A 16,616-nucleotide genomic window follows, 5' to 3' on the forward strand; every position below is an offset into this window, starting at 1 on the left:
TTATGACTAAAGTATAGCTACAAAATGCTACATAACAGGAACAAAAGTATTTCAAAAACATGAAAAAATGTTACCTAAATGTTACATCCAATGGTTTTATAATATAAATCGTTCTATAATGAGAACTGTACTTAACAACTTTTAAGAATAAGGTGATTTCATGGATTTATATTCATATGACTACTTAATCCATCCAAATACTATCGTTACATATTTACTATTAGCTTTAGCGGTAATTGTTGGATTAATGATTATTTTTAACGGTTTTAAATACATGCGCGATAGAACCAACTTAAAATATCGTGATATATTTATTACCATGATTTTGATTGCGATATTATCAATTAGTATCGGTTTCAGTAATATTTTGCAACAACGCAACTCTTCGTCGCAAAATTCTCAAACTACTGAAATGGTTAAGGCCATTAGTCGAAGCAAACATATTTCAACATCAAAGATTTACGTTAGCTCACCTCAATTAATTAATGGTATGACTGTAAAGGTTGGCGATAAGTTCTACCAAGCAACTTTCAACTCCAGCTTTAACAGTTATCAACTTCAACCAATTCAACTAATTCCTACCAATATTACTTATCACGACAAGCCATCACTTCAAATTGGTGATTTGAACAAGGAATACTTAGTAATCTTATTTAAGTTCTTAATCGGATTCGTCGTATTGGTAATTCAAATTAACATTTCTGGTAAAGGAAACTTGGCTCCTTCTAACGCGGTTGATCAAATTCAAAACTACGTTCTCGGGGGTATCATCGGGGGTATGATTTACAACCAACAAATCACCACACTACAATTCTTCATCGTATTGTTAATCTGGTCATTGGTTATCTTTACTAGTCGTATCCTTAGTCGTCAGTTCTCGCTATTCCACCGTATTTTCAATGGTGAACCTCAAAACATTATTACCAACGGAATCGTTAACGTTGATACTGCCCTAAAGAATGGTATGTCAGCTGCCGATTTAGCATTCAAACTAAGAACTAAGGGTATCAGTAACTTCCAAGACGTTAAGTCAGCCGTCCTAGAACAAAATGGGCAACTTACTGTTACCACATTCGGTGATGAATCACTAAGCTACCCTATCATCACCGATGGGACAGTTAATGCCGAAGTCTTAGAAAAGATGGGCCACGACATGGATTGGATTGAACAATTAGCGAAGGATTCACACAAAGAAATTACTCAAATCTACCTAGGCCAATATGTTGATGATCATTTGGTAATCATTCCATATCCTACTCACAAGACTCGTCCTTGGTACTATCAATTGGGTGAACGTGTTGAAAACTTCTCCCACAACCACAAGCTAACACCTGAAAGTATTAAGAATGCGAAGGCATTACAACAACTTAAGGAACTTTCAAAGAAACGTCATTTAGGTGATAAATCTAATAAAGATGACAAGAAGCCTACTAACCAACGTGGTACAAAAGGAACAAAACAACAATAAAAAAAGATAGGTCGTTTGACCTATCTTTTTTATTTATATTTTTATTTATTGGGATTATTCTTACTTGAATACCTTGAAACGATCTTCGTCGTTCATGTAATCCTTTGATTGTGCTGGTGCTTCGATTGAACCGAATACCATTTCAGCACGTAGTCTCCAGTTAGCAGGAATATCGAATTCCTTAGCAACGTCTTCATCGATTAGTGGGTTGTAATGTTGTAGGTTAGCACCTAAACCGTTTTCAGCTAAACCAGTCCATACAGCGTATTGAGCGTTACCTTGAGCTTGTTCTGACCAGTCGTAGAAGTTGTCAGCGTATGCTGGGAAGTTCTTTTCTAGGCCATGAACAACATCCATGTCAGTGAAGAATAGGATAGTAGCGTAACCATTCTTAAAGCCGTTAATCTTGTCAGTAGTTGCCTTTAATGCATCTTCATCCTTTAAATGTGGCTTTAAGTTATCTAAAGTAATGTCCCATACTTTATCTTGATTGTCGTTAAATAGAATAACGGCACGAGTTGATTGACTGTTGAAAGCTGATGGAGCTTCCTTAATTGAAGCTTTGATGAAGTTTGCTAATTCATCTTGGCTTTGTTCAACGTTACGGCCTAAAGCGTAAATAGTACGACGGTTCTTTTGTAAATCTAGTAGTTCTGTTTTCATGTTAAGTATCTCCTTTTGTCATATCTGATTGATTAATTTATATTATATCACTTACTTTTAGTTAGTAAACCTTTTTGCTCAAATTTTTTTGATGAACAAATAAAAAGTTAAGTGATATTATTTAAGTATCAGCATAATATTATTTTTCGATGAGGTAAATTAATATGTTCTATTATTTATTTTTAGCGCTCGCTATTATTGGTGAACTCATCGGTACAAACCTATTAAAGATGTCGATGGGTTTTACTAAGATACTGCCAACAATCGGATCGCTAATTTCATTTGCACTATGTTTTTACTTTTTATCAATTGCGATGGTTAAGATTCCGCTAAACATTGCCTACGCTAACTGGAGCGCACTAGGAATTCTTGCCACCACCGCAATCGCATCTTTGGTGTACAAGGAACAAATTAACGTCATGAGCATGATTGGCATCGTCTTTATTATTATCGGTGTCGTGTTATTAAACCTATTCAGTGCAAAATAAAAACGCTAAGTTAGAATATCTAACCTAGCGTTATTTTTTATACATAGAAATAAATTGAGAAGTACATCAAGACGGTACCAATCATTACAAAAACGTGCCAAATGACGTGGCCAAATGGAATTCTTGGGAAACTGTAGATTAAAGCTCCAACAGTAAATGCGATTCCACCAAATAGTAGTAATAGGAAACCATGAATTCCTAGGTAATCATATAGTTTGACGATACCTAGTAAACACATCCATCCCATCACAACGTAGATAATAGTAGAAAGTGTCTTTAATTTACCCATCCACAATGACTTGTAGATAATTCCTAGCACTGTCATGATCCAGATTACAGTTAGGATAACCCAACCTAGCCAGCCACCAATTGCGATTAGACAGTATGGTGTGTAGCTTCCAGCAATTAGTAGGTAGATTGCTGAGTGATCAAAGATTTGGAATAACTTTTCTACACGGGTGAAATATAGACTATGAAACATGGTCGAAGCAATGTAGAAAACTACTAGAGTGATTGAGTAGATGACGAAACTAGTAATTCTCATTGCCCCACCAACATGAACACCGTGAATGATCAATGCGATTGCACCTATGATTGCAAGTAGTTCCCCAATTCCGTGTGTGATTGCACTAAAGATTTCGTTTAATAGGTAGTATGTTTTATCCTTAATCCAGTTAAACTTTTGCTTAACTGAATCGGTGGTCTTTTGTTTTAAGTCGTTGTTCATATATAAAGTACCTCAATTAATGTTTATTTAATTATATAACTATGTAATCTAGTTTTCAATACTAGATGTAAAAGACTACAAAAAAAGAACCCTATTCGGGGTTCTTTTCATTAGTACCAGTTATGTGATAACCAAAATGCTTTGGCCTTTACCCATGATCCATAACGACTCTTAACGTAGTTATTAGCAGTACGTTCTTGGTTCTTATGAGATAAGTTACCACCATAGTAACTGATTAATAATTGGTATTTACCGTAACATGAACCGTTTGAAGCGGTGTATGAACCACCTGATTCATGGTTAGCAATCCATGCTTTTGCAGCAGCGTTTGCTCTTGATAAATGCTTTCTTACTTTGTAAGTTGAATGTTTCTTGATACGTCTTGAACTAACAATCTTCTTTACGGCATGCTTCTTAACACGTTTTACAGTGTGTTTCTTAGCTGCCTTCTTGTGAGTTCTTGCTACTTTTCTAGCCTTCTTAGATACTTTCTTGTGTTTACGTACCTTTTTAACATGTTTAGCAGCTTTCTTCTTAGCGGTTCCTTGAACAGTCTTTGTTTGAGCTGGTGTAGTTGGTGTAGCAACTGAATCAGCTTTTGCGGTTTGTGGTATTAAAAACAATGTCGCAATCAATAATGATACCAATACTGCAAAGGTAATCATCTTATTATTCGAATGCATATAATGTTTTCCCTCCTTAAAATTACTTGAATAACATAACGAACCAGTTTTACTATCTTGTTAGAGTTATGTTACAGGAATGTTACATTTTATTTCATCCGTGAAACAAAACTATCTTTAAGTCTGATTTGAAAGCTCTTAAGACTTTCTTAATTTTCATGAAAAATAATTGACTTTTAAAAGAAAAATGTATACAGTTAGTTACATAAGTAATTAACTATTATTATAAGGAGATGCACTATGAAAACTCTTGAAGTTCAAAGTTTAAACAAGTTCTTCGGAAGAAAACAAGCTCTATTCGATGTTTCATTTGATATCGAACCTGGTACCATTCTTGGTCTAATCGGACCAAACGGTGCTGGTAAGTCTACTATTATGAAGAGTATTGTTGGTCTAACCGATTACAACTCAGGTAGCATTAAAATTGATGGAAAAGAATTAACTAAAAATAAACGTAGCAGTCTAGAAAACGTTGGTTCAATGATTGAATCACCTGCTCCATACTTGAACCTAACTGGTCGTCAAAACCTAAAGCTTTTCAATGACGGTTCTACCACCGCCGAAGAAATGCAAGAAATTATGGAAGAAACTCAAATCACCGAATTTGCCGATCGTAAGGCTAAAAAGTACTCATTAGGTATGAAGCAACGTCTAGGGATTGCCATTTCATTGCTTAACCACCCTAAGCTACTAATTCTAGATGAACCTATGAACGGTCTAGATCCACAATCAACTCATGATTTACGTGACCTACTTGTAAAACTATCAAAACGTGGCATTAGTATCCTTATCTCAAGTCACTTACTTGATGAACTATCACGTATAGCTGATTACTACGTAGTAATTAACCACGGTAAGGTAATCAAGAAGTCAGACGCTAAGTCATTCTTATCAGAAGGTCCTAAGACTATTAAGTTCGAAGTTAAAGACACTGACGCTGCTAAGAATGCTCTTGACGCTGCCGGTTTAACTGCCACTGTTTACGACAAGACTGTTGAAATCGAAGATAACAACGATTCAACTGCAATGAACGCTGGTCTATCAGCATTGAACCAAGCAGGAATTGAAATTGAAAACGTTTCTAGAAACCAAACTGACCTAGAAGAATCACTATTGAAGCTTCTATCAAGTGATAACAACAAGGAGGCTAAATAATGTTAACTTTAATCAGACAAGAACTATACAAACAATTACACGGTAAGTTTTACATTGGCTGGGGTATTGTTACCTTAGTAATGGCACTATTTGCTGGATTTGTATACCACTCATCTAAAGAATTAAGCCAAATCAACGCAAACGGCCCAATCTTCTCATCAGCCATCATCGTTGTCTTGGTTGCTATGATCGTCTTTGCTAGTTCAATTCTTACTACTGACTTTTCAAACAACACTGTTAAGTACTTGTTTGCTCGTCAATTCTCACGTGGCAAGATTTTCCTATCAAAACTAGTAACAATCGTTGTTATGTACGTTTACCTACTAGTTGTTTCATTTGTTTCAACTTTCATCGCAAACGTAATCTTCAACAAGATGCGCTCAATGCCTTTTGATGTGTTTGGTAACAGAATTAGTGGTATGAGTTTCTACCTATTCCTAATGTTATCTCTTGTATTACTAATTAGTTGCCTATTCAAGAGTAACGCCGTAGCAATCGCCATCGGAATTGTTTTCTACTTCGTAGTTAACATCATTAATCCATTCCTAAGTATCTTCATTTACTACCACTCATGGGTTAAATACGTTCCCCTAACATTCTTAAATGTTTACTCACAAACAATCAGCCCAATGATGTCAGAAATGACTAAGCTATCATTGAATGAAATGAGAGTTGGATCAATCATTTGGGGAATTGTCTTCCTATTAATTACTTACGTTGTTTACAACCGTCGTAATGTCTAATAATATAGTAGAAAAAAGCGACTTAATTATTGTTTAGTCGCTTTTTTTATTGGAATGAACGGCATAAAAGTGATAAACTCTTGTTATTGATTAATTTCGAATAAAGATTTGGAGGCCAACGTATTGGTTGATTTATTAAAACAAGAAATGAACAAGAAAAATCGTCTTATTTTTCTTTCAATGGCATTTTTCTTAGTTATTGTTACTATCCTAATGGCTGTTATTGGTAAAGACACTAGAACCTTAGATGGTTACAAGCTAATGAACACATTTGGTGGAATCACCCCTGTTATCGAGTTACTCGCTACTATCATTACTGCAACCAGATTTGCTGGTGTCGACAGTAATAAACAAGTTCGACAAAACATGGAAAGACACAGCAAGATTACAATCTTCTTCTCAAAGGTTATCACTTGCATGGTTGGATACTTCATCCTATTAGCTCTTTCAGTTCTAACCATCATTTTTATGAAGTACCTAGTATTTCCTGAAAGTGCGTTTGCTGGTAAATTAGCATTAGAATTACAATGGGCAACATTAGGTAACATTGCTTACGTATTCATTTTTGAATCATTCGTAATCATGGTTATCGGTTTTTGTAAGACTTGGTACGGTGCCATCGCTTTCGGTGTTGCATTAAACTATATTACAGAAATTATTGCCGGAATCTTCATGATCTTCATCTACAACAACCGTCAACTAATTTGGAACCCATTCAACTTCTTCTTCGTTGAAAAACAAATTCAAGATGGTATGAAGCACATGATGACCCGTCTAACATTGAACCAAATCATTGCCGGTTCAATTGTTTATGCAGGAATCTTCTTCGTAATTGGATTTATCATCTTTGTCTTCATCAGAAAGTTCAAAACAGATGATGAACTAATCGCAAAGCGCCAAGCTAAGAAAAATAAAAAGCAAAAACTACAAACTGCATAATATCCTTTATATATTGCACTCAAATAGGCACCGTGAGTAAAATCACAGTGCCTATTTTGTTGACCAATTTCAATTTAGTGATATTCTTTAATATTGTATACAATATAATCATTTGCTAGACAAAATCCACCGAACGAAAGAAAGGAGTTTTGCATTATGCCAAAAGAAGTAACTCTAAACGATCAAATTTGTTTCCAAATTTCTCGTGCACATCAACTATTCAACAAGTTCTATCAAGAACCTCTAGAAAAATTCAACCTAACATACGTTCAATACATTACACTATTATCATTATGGGAAAACGACGGAGTGACTGTTAACTACCTAAGCCAAAAGCTAGGTCTTTCTAACGGTACTTTGACTCCTCTATTAAAGCGTCTTGAAAAAGCTGGCTGGATTACCAGAAACCGTGATAAAACTGACGAACGTCGCGTCTTAATTCACTTAACACAATTAGGTAAGGACAACAAAGAACCCATCTTGGAATCAGTTCAAGGTTGCTTAAATCGTCTAAACTACAGTGATGATGAATTCGCTGATGCAATGGACACCATCGTTGATTTACAACACCGTTTGGAAAAAACTAACGGAAATGATCAATAATTTGTCACTATTTAATTGACACCTGTCTTTCATGAATGTACAATATTAGTTGTTAAGAAAAGACATGTCTATTTGATGGTGCTTTCCAGAGAGGATTACATTTTTCTGTAAGTAATCTATCGCATCCAAATAGTTACCACTTTTCTCTTCTATTAAATCGATATTATTTTTAATGACTAATATGAGGGCATTATGGAATTAACCGTAGTGCTAAAGATGGGTGGAACCACGTTAATACTAACGTCCCTGACACATAAGTGTCAGAGGCGTTTTTTTGTTTCCCCACCTCAAATAAATTCAAGAAGGTGGAAGTATTGTCAAAAAATAATGATAAGTTAGAAAGAAAGCTTAGCGCACGTCACATGAAGATGATTGCGCTAGGTGGAACTATCGGGGTCGGCCTATTCATGGGTGCCAAGTCCACAATCGGTTGGACTGGTCCTTCCGTGTTACTAGACTACGCAATTGCAGGATTATTTCTATACCTAATCATGCGTGCGCTAGGTGAAATGTTGTATGTTCATCCAGTTACTGGATCATTCTCACAATTCGCTTCAGAATACCTACACCCCGTTTTCGGTTATTTAACCGCTTGGAGTAATGTCTTCCAATACATCGTTGTTGGAATCTCAGAAGTAATCGCTATTGGTACATACATGCAATTCTGGTGGCCACATTTACCAACCTGGTTGCCAGGAATTATCGCCATTGTCTTCCTATGTATTGCCAACTTAGTATCAGTAAGTGCCTTTGGTGAATTAGAATACTGGTTTGCCCTAGTCAAAGTGGTTACCATCATCGCCATGATTATCATTGGTTTGGTCATCATCGTCTTTGGTTTTAATGGTATTCACCCTACTGGTATTTCCAACATTTGGAGTCACGGATTCTTCGCAAACGGCTTAAAAGGTTTCTTCTTTGCCCTAGCAATCGTCATTGCATCATATCAAGGAATCGAATTAATTGGTGTGACTGCTGGTGAAGCTGAAAATCCCAAGCAAACATTAGTGAAGGCCATCCAAGACACTATTGGTCGTATCCTAATCTTCTACATCGGTGCCATTTTCGTTATCCTAAGTATTTACCCTTGGAACAAGATTAGCCAAATCGGTTCACCTTTCGTAGAAACATTCTCACAAGTAGGTATCACCGCAGCTGCTTCAATCATTAACTTCGTTGTGGTAACAGCTGCACTATCTGGATCTAACTCTGGAATTTATAGTGCTAGTCGTATGGAATTCTTACTATCTGAAGAAGGTCAACTTCCAAAGGTATTCAAGAAGTTAAACCGCCACGGTGTCCCATACGTTTCAGTAATTAGTATCTCAGCTGGGATTTTAATTGGACTATTCCTAAACGTCTTACTACCAATCTTCTTCCCATCAGCAAACCAAATCTTTGTATACGTCTACAGTTCATCTGTACTACCAGGTATGGTTCCATGGGTTGTTATCTTGGTATCTCAAATTCGTTTCAGAAAGCAACATCCAGAAGAATTAGTGAACCATCCATTCAAGATGCCACTATCACCTATCAGTAATTACATTACGCTAATCTTCTTAGCAATTACCTTGGTGTTCATGTTCATTAATCCTTCTACTAGAATTCCTTTGATTATCGGAATCTTCTTCCTATTAATAATGACAATTCTATACTTCGTAAAATTCAATCAAAACAACAAATAAGAAGTTCGACAATTGTTGAACAAAATTCATCAATTGTTAAATTCCTTGACATTAATTTTAATATGTAATAACATTTCTTAAATAATAAACATTAGAATTATGTAAGTAAAAATCTTACTGGGGAATTTTTAACGATTGTCAGCAAGATCGTCGTGAAGTCAAACCCATGCAATATATCAGCATTTTTTTGATTATTTAAAGATTATTTAAATATATTGTATTGGTTATGCATTTTTATAAAAACCCTAGTACAATAGATAATGTAGTACTAGGGTTTTTATTACATAATTTCTTACAGGATGGTGAAATATATTGGCAGAAGAAAAGCAAGAAAAGAAACTAGAACGTAAATTAAGTTCTAGACAGATGCAAATGATCGCCCTTGGGGGAACAATCGGGGTTGGTCTATTTATGGGTGCCAAGTCCACAATTGCATGGACTGGTCCTTCTGTATTGCTAGCATATGCAATTGCTGGTGTGTTCTTATACCTAATTATGAGAGCTTTAGGTGAAATGTTATACGATAACCCAATTAGTGGTTCTTTCTCACATTTCGCTTCTGAATACATGCACCCCGTTTTCGGTTACTTGACCGCTTGGTCTAACATTTTCCAATGGGTTGTTGTTGGTATTTCAGAAATGATTGCTATTGGTACTTACATGCAATTCTGGTGGCCATCAATTCCATCTTGGGTACCTGGTATTATCGCGGTAGTATTCTTATGTATTGCCAACTTAATCTCGGTTAGTGCCTTTGGTGAATTGGAATACTGGTTTGCTTTAATTAAAGTGGTTACTATTATCGCAATGATCATTGTTGGTTTAGTAATCGTTGTTTTAGGTTTCAATGGAGTCGGACCTACTGGTATTTCTAACCTATGGTCACACGGATTCTTTACTGGTGGTTTCAAAGGGTTCTTCTTCGCACTATCAATCGTATTCGCTTCTTACCAAGGAATCGAATTAATTGGTGTTACTGCTGGTGAAGCTGAAAACCCTAAGAAGACTCTAGTTAAAGCTATCCAAGACACTATTGGTCGTATCTTAATCTTCTACATCGGATCAATCTTCGTAATGCTTTCAATCTACCCATGGGATAAGATTGCAAACATTGGTTCACCTTTCGTAGAAACATTCTCACAAGTAGGTATTACTGCTGCGGCTTCAATCATTAACTTTGTTGTTTTAACAGCCGCTCTATCAGGTTCTAACTCAGCAATTTACAGTTCAAGCCGTATGTCATACCTATTAGCACAACAAGGTCAATTACCTGACAGATACAACAAGATTAACAAGCACGGTGTTCCATACATCTCTGTTATCTCAATTGCTACTGGTATTTTATTGGGAGTTATTCTAAACGTAGTTCTTCCTCTATTCTACAAGGGAGCAAACCAAGTATTCGTATACGTATACAGTTCATCTGTTCTTCCAGGTATGGTTCCATGGTTCGTAATTATCATGTCGGAACTTAAGTTTAGAAAGCAACATCCTGAAAAACTAGTTGGTCATCCATTCAAGATGCCACTAGCACCTTTCTCAAACTATCTAACATTACTAGTACTATTTGTTACTTTAGTATTTATGTTCTTCAATGATGATACAAGAATTCCATTGATTGTAGGGATCGTCTTCTTAGCATTAATGACATTCCTATACTTTGTTAGATTTAATAAGAAAGCAAAATAATTCATATTAAAACTAATTTAGCCACCCTTTTGCTATTCAAGGGTGGCTATTTTCATGTTAAAATATTAGTTACGTTTGTCTATTATTTACAAACCGTATTTGACAAATTAACAAAAACGATTAAAATATAATCAATTTCTAATCATTTTTTAATAAACAAGATGCCATCTTGTTTATACATACGAAAAGAGGTAATTTTTATGGCGAATCTATTCAAACGAATGAATCGAAAAGAAGACCCTAGTGTCTATGAGCAAAAGGATTCTAACTTGGTCAGATCATTGACCACAAAGGATTTCTTAGCTTTAGGAGTTGGAACAATTGTTTCTACTGCTATTTTCACCCTTCCTGGTATCGTGGCTGCAAACAACGCAGGTCCTGCGGTAACTATTTCTTTCTTACTTGCAGCGATTGTTGCTGGGTTGGTTGCTTTATCTTACGCAGAAATGGCTTCAGCCATGCCGTTTGCCGGTTCTGCATATTCATGGATTAACGTTGTTTTTGGAGAATTCTGGGGCTGGGTAGCCGGATGGGCACTTCTAGCAGAATACTTCATCGCTGTTTCCTTTGTTGCAGCTGGATTATCGGCTAACTTCCGAGGTCTAATTGCACCACTTGGAATTAATTTCCCTACATATTTAGCTAACCCTGTCAGTGCCAAAGGCGGATTAGTTGATATTTGTACCGTTGTTGTAATTTTGATTGTAATGTTCTTAATTACACGTGGTGACAAGCAAACTTCTCGTGTTGAAAATGTATTAGTAATTTTAAAGGTAGCTGCTGTATTAGTATTTATTGTTGTCGGTGCTACCGCCATTCACTTCGCCAACTACGTTCCATTTATTCCTGCTCACCATGTTAATGCCGATGGTACTAGCTTCGGTGGTTTCAGCGGAATTTATGCTGGTGTTTCAGTAATTTTCCTATCATACATTGGTTTCGATTCAATTGCTGCAAACTCAGCAGAAGCAAAGAACCCTCAAAAGACAATGCCTAGAGGTATCATTGGTTCTCTAGTAATTGCCGTTACACTATTTGTTGCCGTATCATTAGTTCTAGTTGGTATGTTCAAGTACACTAACTACGCTGGTAACGCAGAACCAGTTGGTTGGGCCCTACGTCAAGCTGGTCACCCAATCGTTGCTTCAGTTGTTCAAATCATTGCCGTTGTTGGTATGTTCACTGCCCTAATCGGTATGATGATGGCTGGTTCACGTCTACTATACTCATTCGGTAGAGATGGTATGCTACCTAAGTTCCTTGGTAAGATTAATAAGAAGAGCCACCTCCCACTAAATGCAATCATTACTATGACTGTTATCTCAGTTGTTATCGGTGCCTTCTTAACATTTACTTTCCTATCACAACTAATTTCAGCTGGTACATTGATCGCCTTCATGTTCGTTTCAATCGGTATTTACCCACTTAGAAAACGTGAAGGAAAAGACATCAACATGCCTGGATTCAAAGAACCACTCTTCCCTGTTATGCCTGCTTTAGGCTTCCTAGCATCACTAGCAGTATTCTGGGGTCTAGACAACGACGCTAAGATTTATGCGCTTGTATGGTTCATCATCGGTATGGTTATCTACTTCGTATATGGTATGCATCATAACACTAGAAACCAACAAGTCGAAGTTAAATCAAATGATAATGAATAATTAAAACCAAATAAAAAGAGGACTCGTTTGAGTCCTCTTTTTTTGTGCTATTTTCTTACGTATAGGTCAATCCAACCTTCACTATGATCTTGATAGTTAAATCTCATATGACGAAGTCTGATGTAGTGTTCCTTTAGGAATCTAGTATCAACCTTCCATAGTCTCCAGCCCTTACGGTACTTAGTAACTACGAACTTGTATTTTAGTGAATGTAAGTAATCACGTTGTGCATCATACATTGGCTTGTATTGGATGTTATTTCTGATAAAGAAACGATTATCAGCATGGGTTCCTGTGTAGGTGTATAGACCAACATCTAGGAAACGGTAGTTCAATAATGACTTATCCTTAGACTTGTTAATGATCTTTGAATATTCATATTGATATGATTGACTAGGTTTTAAGTAATGTAAGCTTGTACGGTAATTTCTGTTTGTAACGAAAATTCCTAATAAAGCAATTACTGACAATCCCCAGATTAGATACTTCTTGTTATATAGATACTTATCGACTAGTAATCCTAATTCGAACAAGTAGAAGATGATGAATGGTTCACACGCGAATAGGTAGTATGAAAAACTAGCTCCACCAACTTCATAAGTTGCTAGAATGTCGATGAAGACGATTAGAACAAGTAGAACCTTGTTACTATCGTGCATCTTTGCTTCACGCATGTATCTAACAACTGCACAAATGAATAGTGCAATCATTAGGTAGTAAACAGTTCGGATAATGACTAAGTGATGAGAAAAACCAAATGTTGGGTATTCCATCTTAAATAGCGTGTATGCGAACGATGCGTTTTGCACATGGTAATGTGTCAAGTTTAGATAGAAGTAGTCGTTAAATAGGAATTTTAAGGCTCCTGTGGCCCAATAAAGAATAATGATTGGTAATGTAACGGATAAGAATCCGATTAACGCGTCTAAGATGATCACAAATAACTTTTTAAAGCGTTTAGTGAATAGACATGCTAAACCAACATAAATAAAGAAGATTACCCATGGAATAACTAATGAATATTTAATCCAAAATAGAATTGCAACAAAGCATCCATTAACTATGTAGTAACGACGTGGCATATCAAACCAGTTATATTTAATACATGAGTAAAGCAAGATTAATACAAATGTCATAGCGTATTCTTCTGGTAAGTCACCATAGTAGAAGATACGACTGGTAAATGCCAATGGGATAAATAAGAAACTGCAGAACATTGCTGTTCTAGCACTTAATTTCATTGATAGAATTCTGTTAATGTACGCGATATCTAGGAACAACAACAATGATTCAATTACATAGATAAATGTAAAAGAGTTGTATGAAAAGATCGCATTTGCGGAATGAATTAAGTAAATTAATGGTCCCCTATTATCGAATAAATCCTTGTAGGGAAGTAATCCGTGTAGTAATCCTTTTCCAACAGTATACATTGTATTCGCGTCTACTGATTTGTTAAATGCGTAGAACGGCGAAGCTGTTGTTAAAAAGAACATACAAACAAAACTAATCACTAACATCAAAATGTTTTTAGCGGTTAGTCTATTTATAATTTTTTTCATTTTCTCACCTCATCTTGTAATAATAATCCAATAAAATTAAAATAGCTATAAAAAAATTCCCTAAAATGAAATTTTTTAGGGAATTTTTCAAATTTAGTTAAGAATTTTACTTTTCTTCTTGCGCTTGAGCAGCTTGACCCAAAATGTTTAGGTAGTGGAATGGACGGTCAAAGTTGGGTTGGAATAACATATCAACCATAGCTAAGTCATCGATTGTGTTCTTGTTTTGGATAAGAACTGATAATGTGTTAGCTGATTGAGAAATGTCGTAACGACTCATTAATGATCCACCTAAGATACGACGAGTGCTTGGGTCGTATACTAGTTCCATTAATACCTTTTCAGTTGTTGGCATGAATTCTGGACGGTAGTTATCTTCAACAACTACTGAGCTTGCTTTCATGCCCTTTCTTTCTGCCATACCAACTGTCATACCAGTAGAAACAATTGCGTAATCATATAGTTGTAAACCAGATGATGATTGAGTACCCATGTACTTAGTTGTTGTCTTTTCGATGTTTTGACCAACTAGAATACCTTGACGAACAGCGTTAGTTGCTAGTGGAATGTATTCGTTAGTTTCACTTGGGTTGAAGTGCACAGCAGCACTATCACCGGCAGCAAAGATGTCTGGGTTTGATGATTGCATGTATTCGTTAGTGATGATGGCACCGTTATCCATCATATCAACCTTACCAGTTAATAGTTCAGTGTTTGGTTGGAAACCAACACATAGGATAGCCATGTCAGCCTTAATGTCGTGATCACCAGTTGATAATGTTAATTCGTCATCACCTGAGAACTTTTGAACACGAACACCTAATTCTAGTTTTACGTTGTGGTCAGCGTATAGTTCTTCAATCTTGTCAGTGAATTTCTTGTCGAAGTATTTTGATAGTACGTGACTGTCACTGTTGATTAAAGTAGTTTCGTGACCGTGGTTTGAAAATGCTTCTGCTAATTCAGCACCGATGTAACCAGCACCAACAACGGCGATACGTTTGTGGTCCTTAGCCTTTTCAAATAGGATTTGAGCATCGTGCCAGTTCTTGCAGAAGAAGACGTTCTTGTTATCGCGACCTTCGATTGGAGGAAGAACAGGACGTGAACCTGTTGTCATAACTAGCTTGTCGTACTTATCAGTAAATACGTCGTGAGAATCTAAGTTTTCAACTTCGATTGTCTTAGCGTCAGTATCTACAGACTTTACACTGTGTAGCATTTTAACGTTTGCACCTAAATCGGATAGTTCCTTAGGATTTGAGTAGAATAAACCTTGAGGATCCTTAACCTTACCATCTAGGTATAAAGCGATACCACATGATAGGAATGAAATGTTGTCATTTCTTTCGTATACAGTAACTTCTGCGTCTGGATGTTCTTTTAAAATTTGTTTAACAGCGAATGTACCTGCATGTGTACAACCAATAACAATAACTTTCATATTGTAATACCTTCTCTATTCTGTAAATTTTCATTTATATTTTCTCTACAACTCTAATTATATGTATTGTGAATAAAAACACAATAATTTTATTTGCCCTTAAGATAAATTTAACATTTGATATATTAACAGTAGTTATAGCGCCTTTGTACTTTGTGTAACATCTCACTGAGTTTCACAAAAGTATAAAAAAGCAACGGAATGATTCCGTTGCTTAAGTGTTTAAAATAGTAGATCCTTCTTACCTTGCTTACGATTGTAGCGAATAAGGAATAGGTAAGATGATATTAACCCTAATACTAAGGTTAAAATGGTTACTAGACTAATACCGCTGTATGAGCTTGTTGCAGTGTACTTGGTTAAAGGTACTGATAAAACAAAATTAGAATAATCTATCAAGGAATGCAAAAGAATAGAGACCCAAATGTTTTTGGTTACATAATAGATTGTTCCAAAAACGAATCCTAGTCCAACTGCATAAATAATCTGATTTGCAGTATCCCAGAATGGAGCTTCAAAAAAGTTTGCTGCATGAAGACATCCAAAAATTACACTGGAAAAGAAAATACTTTTCATTACTGGATATTTCTTAAAGTTCTTAAGCATAATACCCATGATAATACCGCGAACTGAAATTTCTTCAAACATTCCTACAGAATATGCCTGAATGAATGCAATTACAAATATCATCAATAAATTAAAAGCATTCATATGGTGCATAAACACATTCCAATTTTCAGAATTATCTACTAAAAAGATATTACTAAAAATGTAGAAAATCCCAAGCCATCCTTCTTTGAAGATATGGGAATATCCACCTTTTTGGTGGAAAATATCTATTTTTAAATAACGTCTAGCAATAAAGTAAAAAAGAATAGCAAATATTCCTTCTATGAACTCAGGTTCTACCTTTCCAAATAATTGGTGGCTAGTAGTGTAGATATTAAAAGTTGTTTCAAAACTAGACACAATTTCCAACGCAATAAGCATCACGATTAATACTAGTAATACTTTGGTCCACATTTTTATTATTCTCATATTTTTCCCTCACTTTTTTTAATAAAAACATCATAGCATAAAAAATGAATGCCGAGTGGGCATTCTTT

Annotated in this window: 15 protein-coding genes; 9 read left to right on the forward strand and 6 right to left on the reverse strand. The window is 35.7% G+C overall.

All coding sequences use genetic code 11. The features are described 5' to 3' along the window. The first annotated feature begins 160 nt into the window (after positions 1–160). A complete protein-coding gene (locus RZ55_RS07205) occupies positions 161–1,468 on the forward strand; it encodes a DUF3290 family protein (protein ID WP_081034523.1) in 1,308 nt (435 codons plus the stop codon). A 60-nt stretch (positions 1,469–1,528) separates the two neighbouring features. On the opposite strand, the gene RZ55_RS05820 is transcribed toward RZ55_RS07205, so the two are convergent. Next, a complete protein-coding gene (locus tag RZ55_RS05820) occupies positions 1,529–2,131 on the reverse strand; it encodes a nitroreductase family protein (RefSeq protein WP_054483828.1) in 603 nt (200 codons plus the stop codon). A gap of 164 nt (positions 2,132–2,295) precedes the next feature. Here RZ55_RS05820 and RZ55_RS05825 point away from each other — a divergent pair, with 164 nt between their 5' ends. Further along, positions 2,296–2,619, forward strand: a complete 324-nt coding sequence (locus tag RZ55_RS05825; RefSeq protein WP_041153081.1) for a DMT family transporter — start codon at positions 2,296–2,298, stop codon at positions 2,617–2,619. 37 nt (positions 2,620–2,656) lie between these two features. Here the strand turns inward: RZ55_RS05825 and trhA are convergent, their stop codons facing one another. Continuing rightward, entirely contained in the window at positions 2,657–3,346 is a 690-nt protein-coding gene (gene trhA / locus RZ55_RS05830) for a PAQR family membrane homeostasis protein TrhA (protein ID WP_081034524.1), read from the reverse strand. 110 nt (positions 3,347–3,456) lie between these two features. Next, entirely contained in the window at positions 3,457–4,029 is a 573-nt protein-coding gene (locus RZ55_RS05835) for a hypothetical protein (protein ID WP_054483829.1), read from the reverse strand. A 240-nt stretch (positions 4,030–4,269) separates the two neighbouring features. Here RZ55_RS05835 and RZ55_RS05840 point away from each other — a divergent pair, with 240 nt between their 5' ends. From RZ55_RS05840 to RZ55_RS05870, 7 genes are all read left to right on the forward strand, one after another. Beyond that, positions 4,270–5,184, forward strand: a complete 915-nt coding sequence (locus RZ55_RS05840; protein ID WP_034532392.1) for an ABC transporter ATP-binding protein — start codon at positions 4,270–4,272, stop codon at positions 5,182–5,184. Beyond that, positions 5,184–5,927 (forward strand): ABC transporter permease, encoded by a 744-nt coding sequence (locus tag RZ55_RS05845; RefSeq protein ID WP_054483831.1) that lies wholly within the window; start codon positions 5,184–5,186, stop codon positions 5,925–5,927. The genes RZ55_RS05840 and RZ55_RS05845 overlap by 1 nt, the downstream gene beginning before the upstream one ends. A gap of 123 nt (positions 5,928–6,050) precedes the next feature. After that, positions 6,051–6,866 carry an ABC transporter permease gene (locus RZ55_RS05850; RefSeq protein ID WP_054483832.1) on the forward strand — a complete coding sequence of 272 codons (816 nt, stop codon included), beginning with the start codon at positions 6,051–6,053 and terminating at the stop codon, positions 6,864–6,866. A 156-nt stretch (positions 6,867–7,022) separates the two neighbouring features. Next, a complete protein-coding gene (locus RZ55_RS05855; protein WP_057175960.1) occupies positions 7,023–7,469 on the forward strand; it encodes a MarR family winged helix-turn-helix transcriptional regulator in 447 nt (148 codons plus the stop codon). A gap of 362 nt (positions 7,470–7,831) precedes the next feature. Further along, complete coding sequence (locus RZ55_RS05860) at positions 7,832–9,154, forward strand: amino acid permease (protein ID WP_057176097.1); 1,323 nt, start codon at positions 7,832–7,834, stop codon at positions 9,152–9,154. 366 nt (positions 9,155–9,520) lie between these two features. Then, positions 9,521–10,843 (forward strand): amino acid permease, encoded by a 1,323-nt coding sequence (locus RZ55_RS05865; RefSeq protein WP_034532439.1) that lies wholly within the window; start codon positions 9,521–9,523, stop codon positions 10,841–10,843. A gap of 200 nt (positions 10,844–11,043) precedes the next feature. Further along, positions 11,044–12,504, forward strand: coding sequence for an APC family permease (locus RZ55_RS05870; protein WP_057175961.1), 1,461 nt, complete (start codon positions 11,044–11,046; stop codon positions 12,502–12,504). Positions 12,505–12,551: 47 nt separating this feature from the next. Here the strand turns inward: RZ55_RS05870 and RZ55_RS05875 are convergent, their stop codons facing one another. From RZ55_RS05875 to RZ55_RS05885, 3 genes are all read right to left on the reverse strand, one after another. Beyond that, on the reverse strand, positions 12,552–14,066 hold the full coding sequence (locus RZ55_RS05875) for a hypothetical protein (protein WP_057175962.1): 1,515 nt from the start codon (positions 14,064–14,066) through the stop codon (positions 12,552–12,554). Between the two features lie 106 nt (positions 14,067–14,172). Continuing rightward, positions 14,173–15,510 carry an FAD-dependent oxidoreductase gene (locus RZ55_RS05880; RefSeq protein ID WP_053792986.1) on the reverse strand — a complete coding sequence of 446 codons (1,338 nt, stop codon included), beginning with the start codon at positions 15,508–15,510 and terminating at the stop codon, positions 14,173–14,175. Positions 15,511–15,732: 222 nt separating this feature from the next. Next, positions 15,733–16,533 carry a CPBP family intramembrane glutamic endopeptidase gene (locus RZ55_RS05885; protein WP_171823260.1) on the reverse strand — a complete coding sequence of 267 codons (801 nt, stop codon included), beginning with the start codon at positions 16,531–16,533 and terminating at the stop codon, positions 15,733–15,735. Positions 16,534–16,616: the final 83 nt, after the last annotated feature.

The organism is Apilactobacillus kunkeei, from assembly GCF_001421115.1.
GTDB lineage: Bacteria > Bacillota > Bacilli > Lactobacillales > Lactobacillaceae > Apilactobacillus > Apilactobacillus kunkeei_F.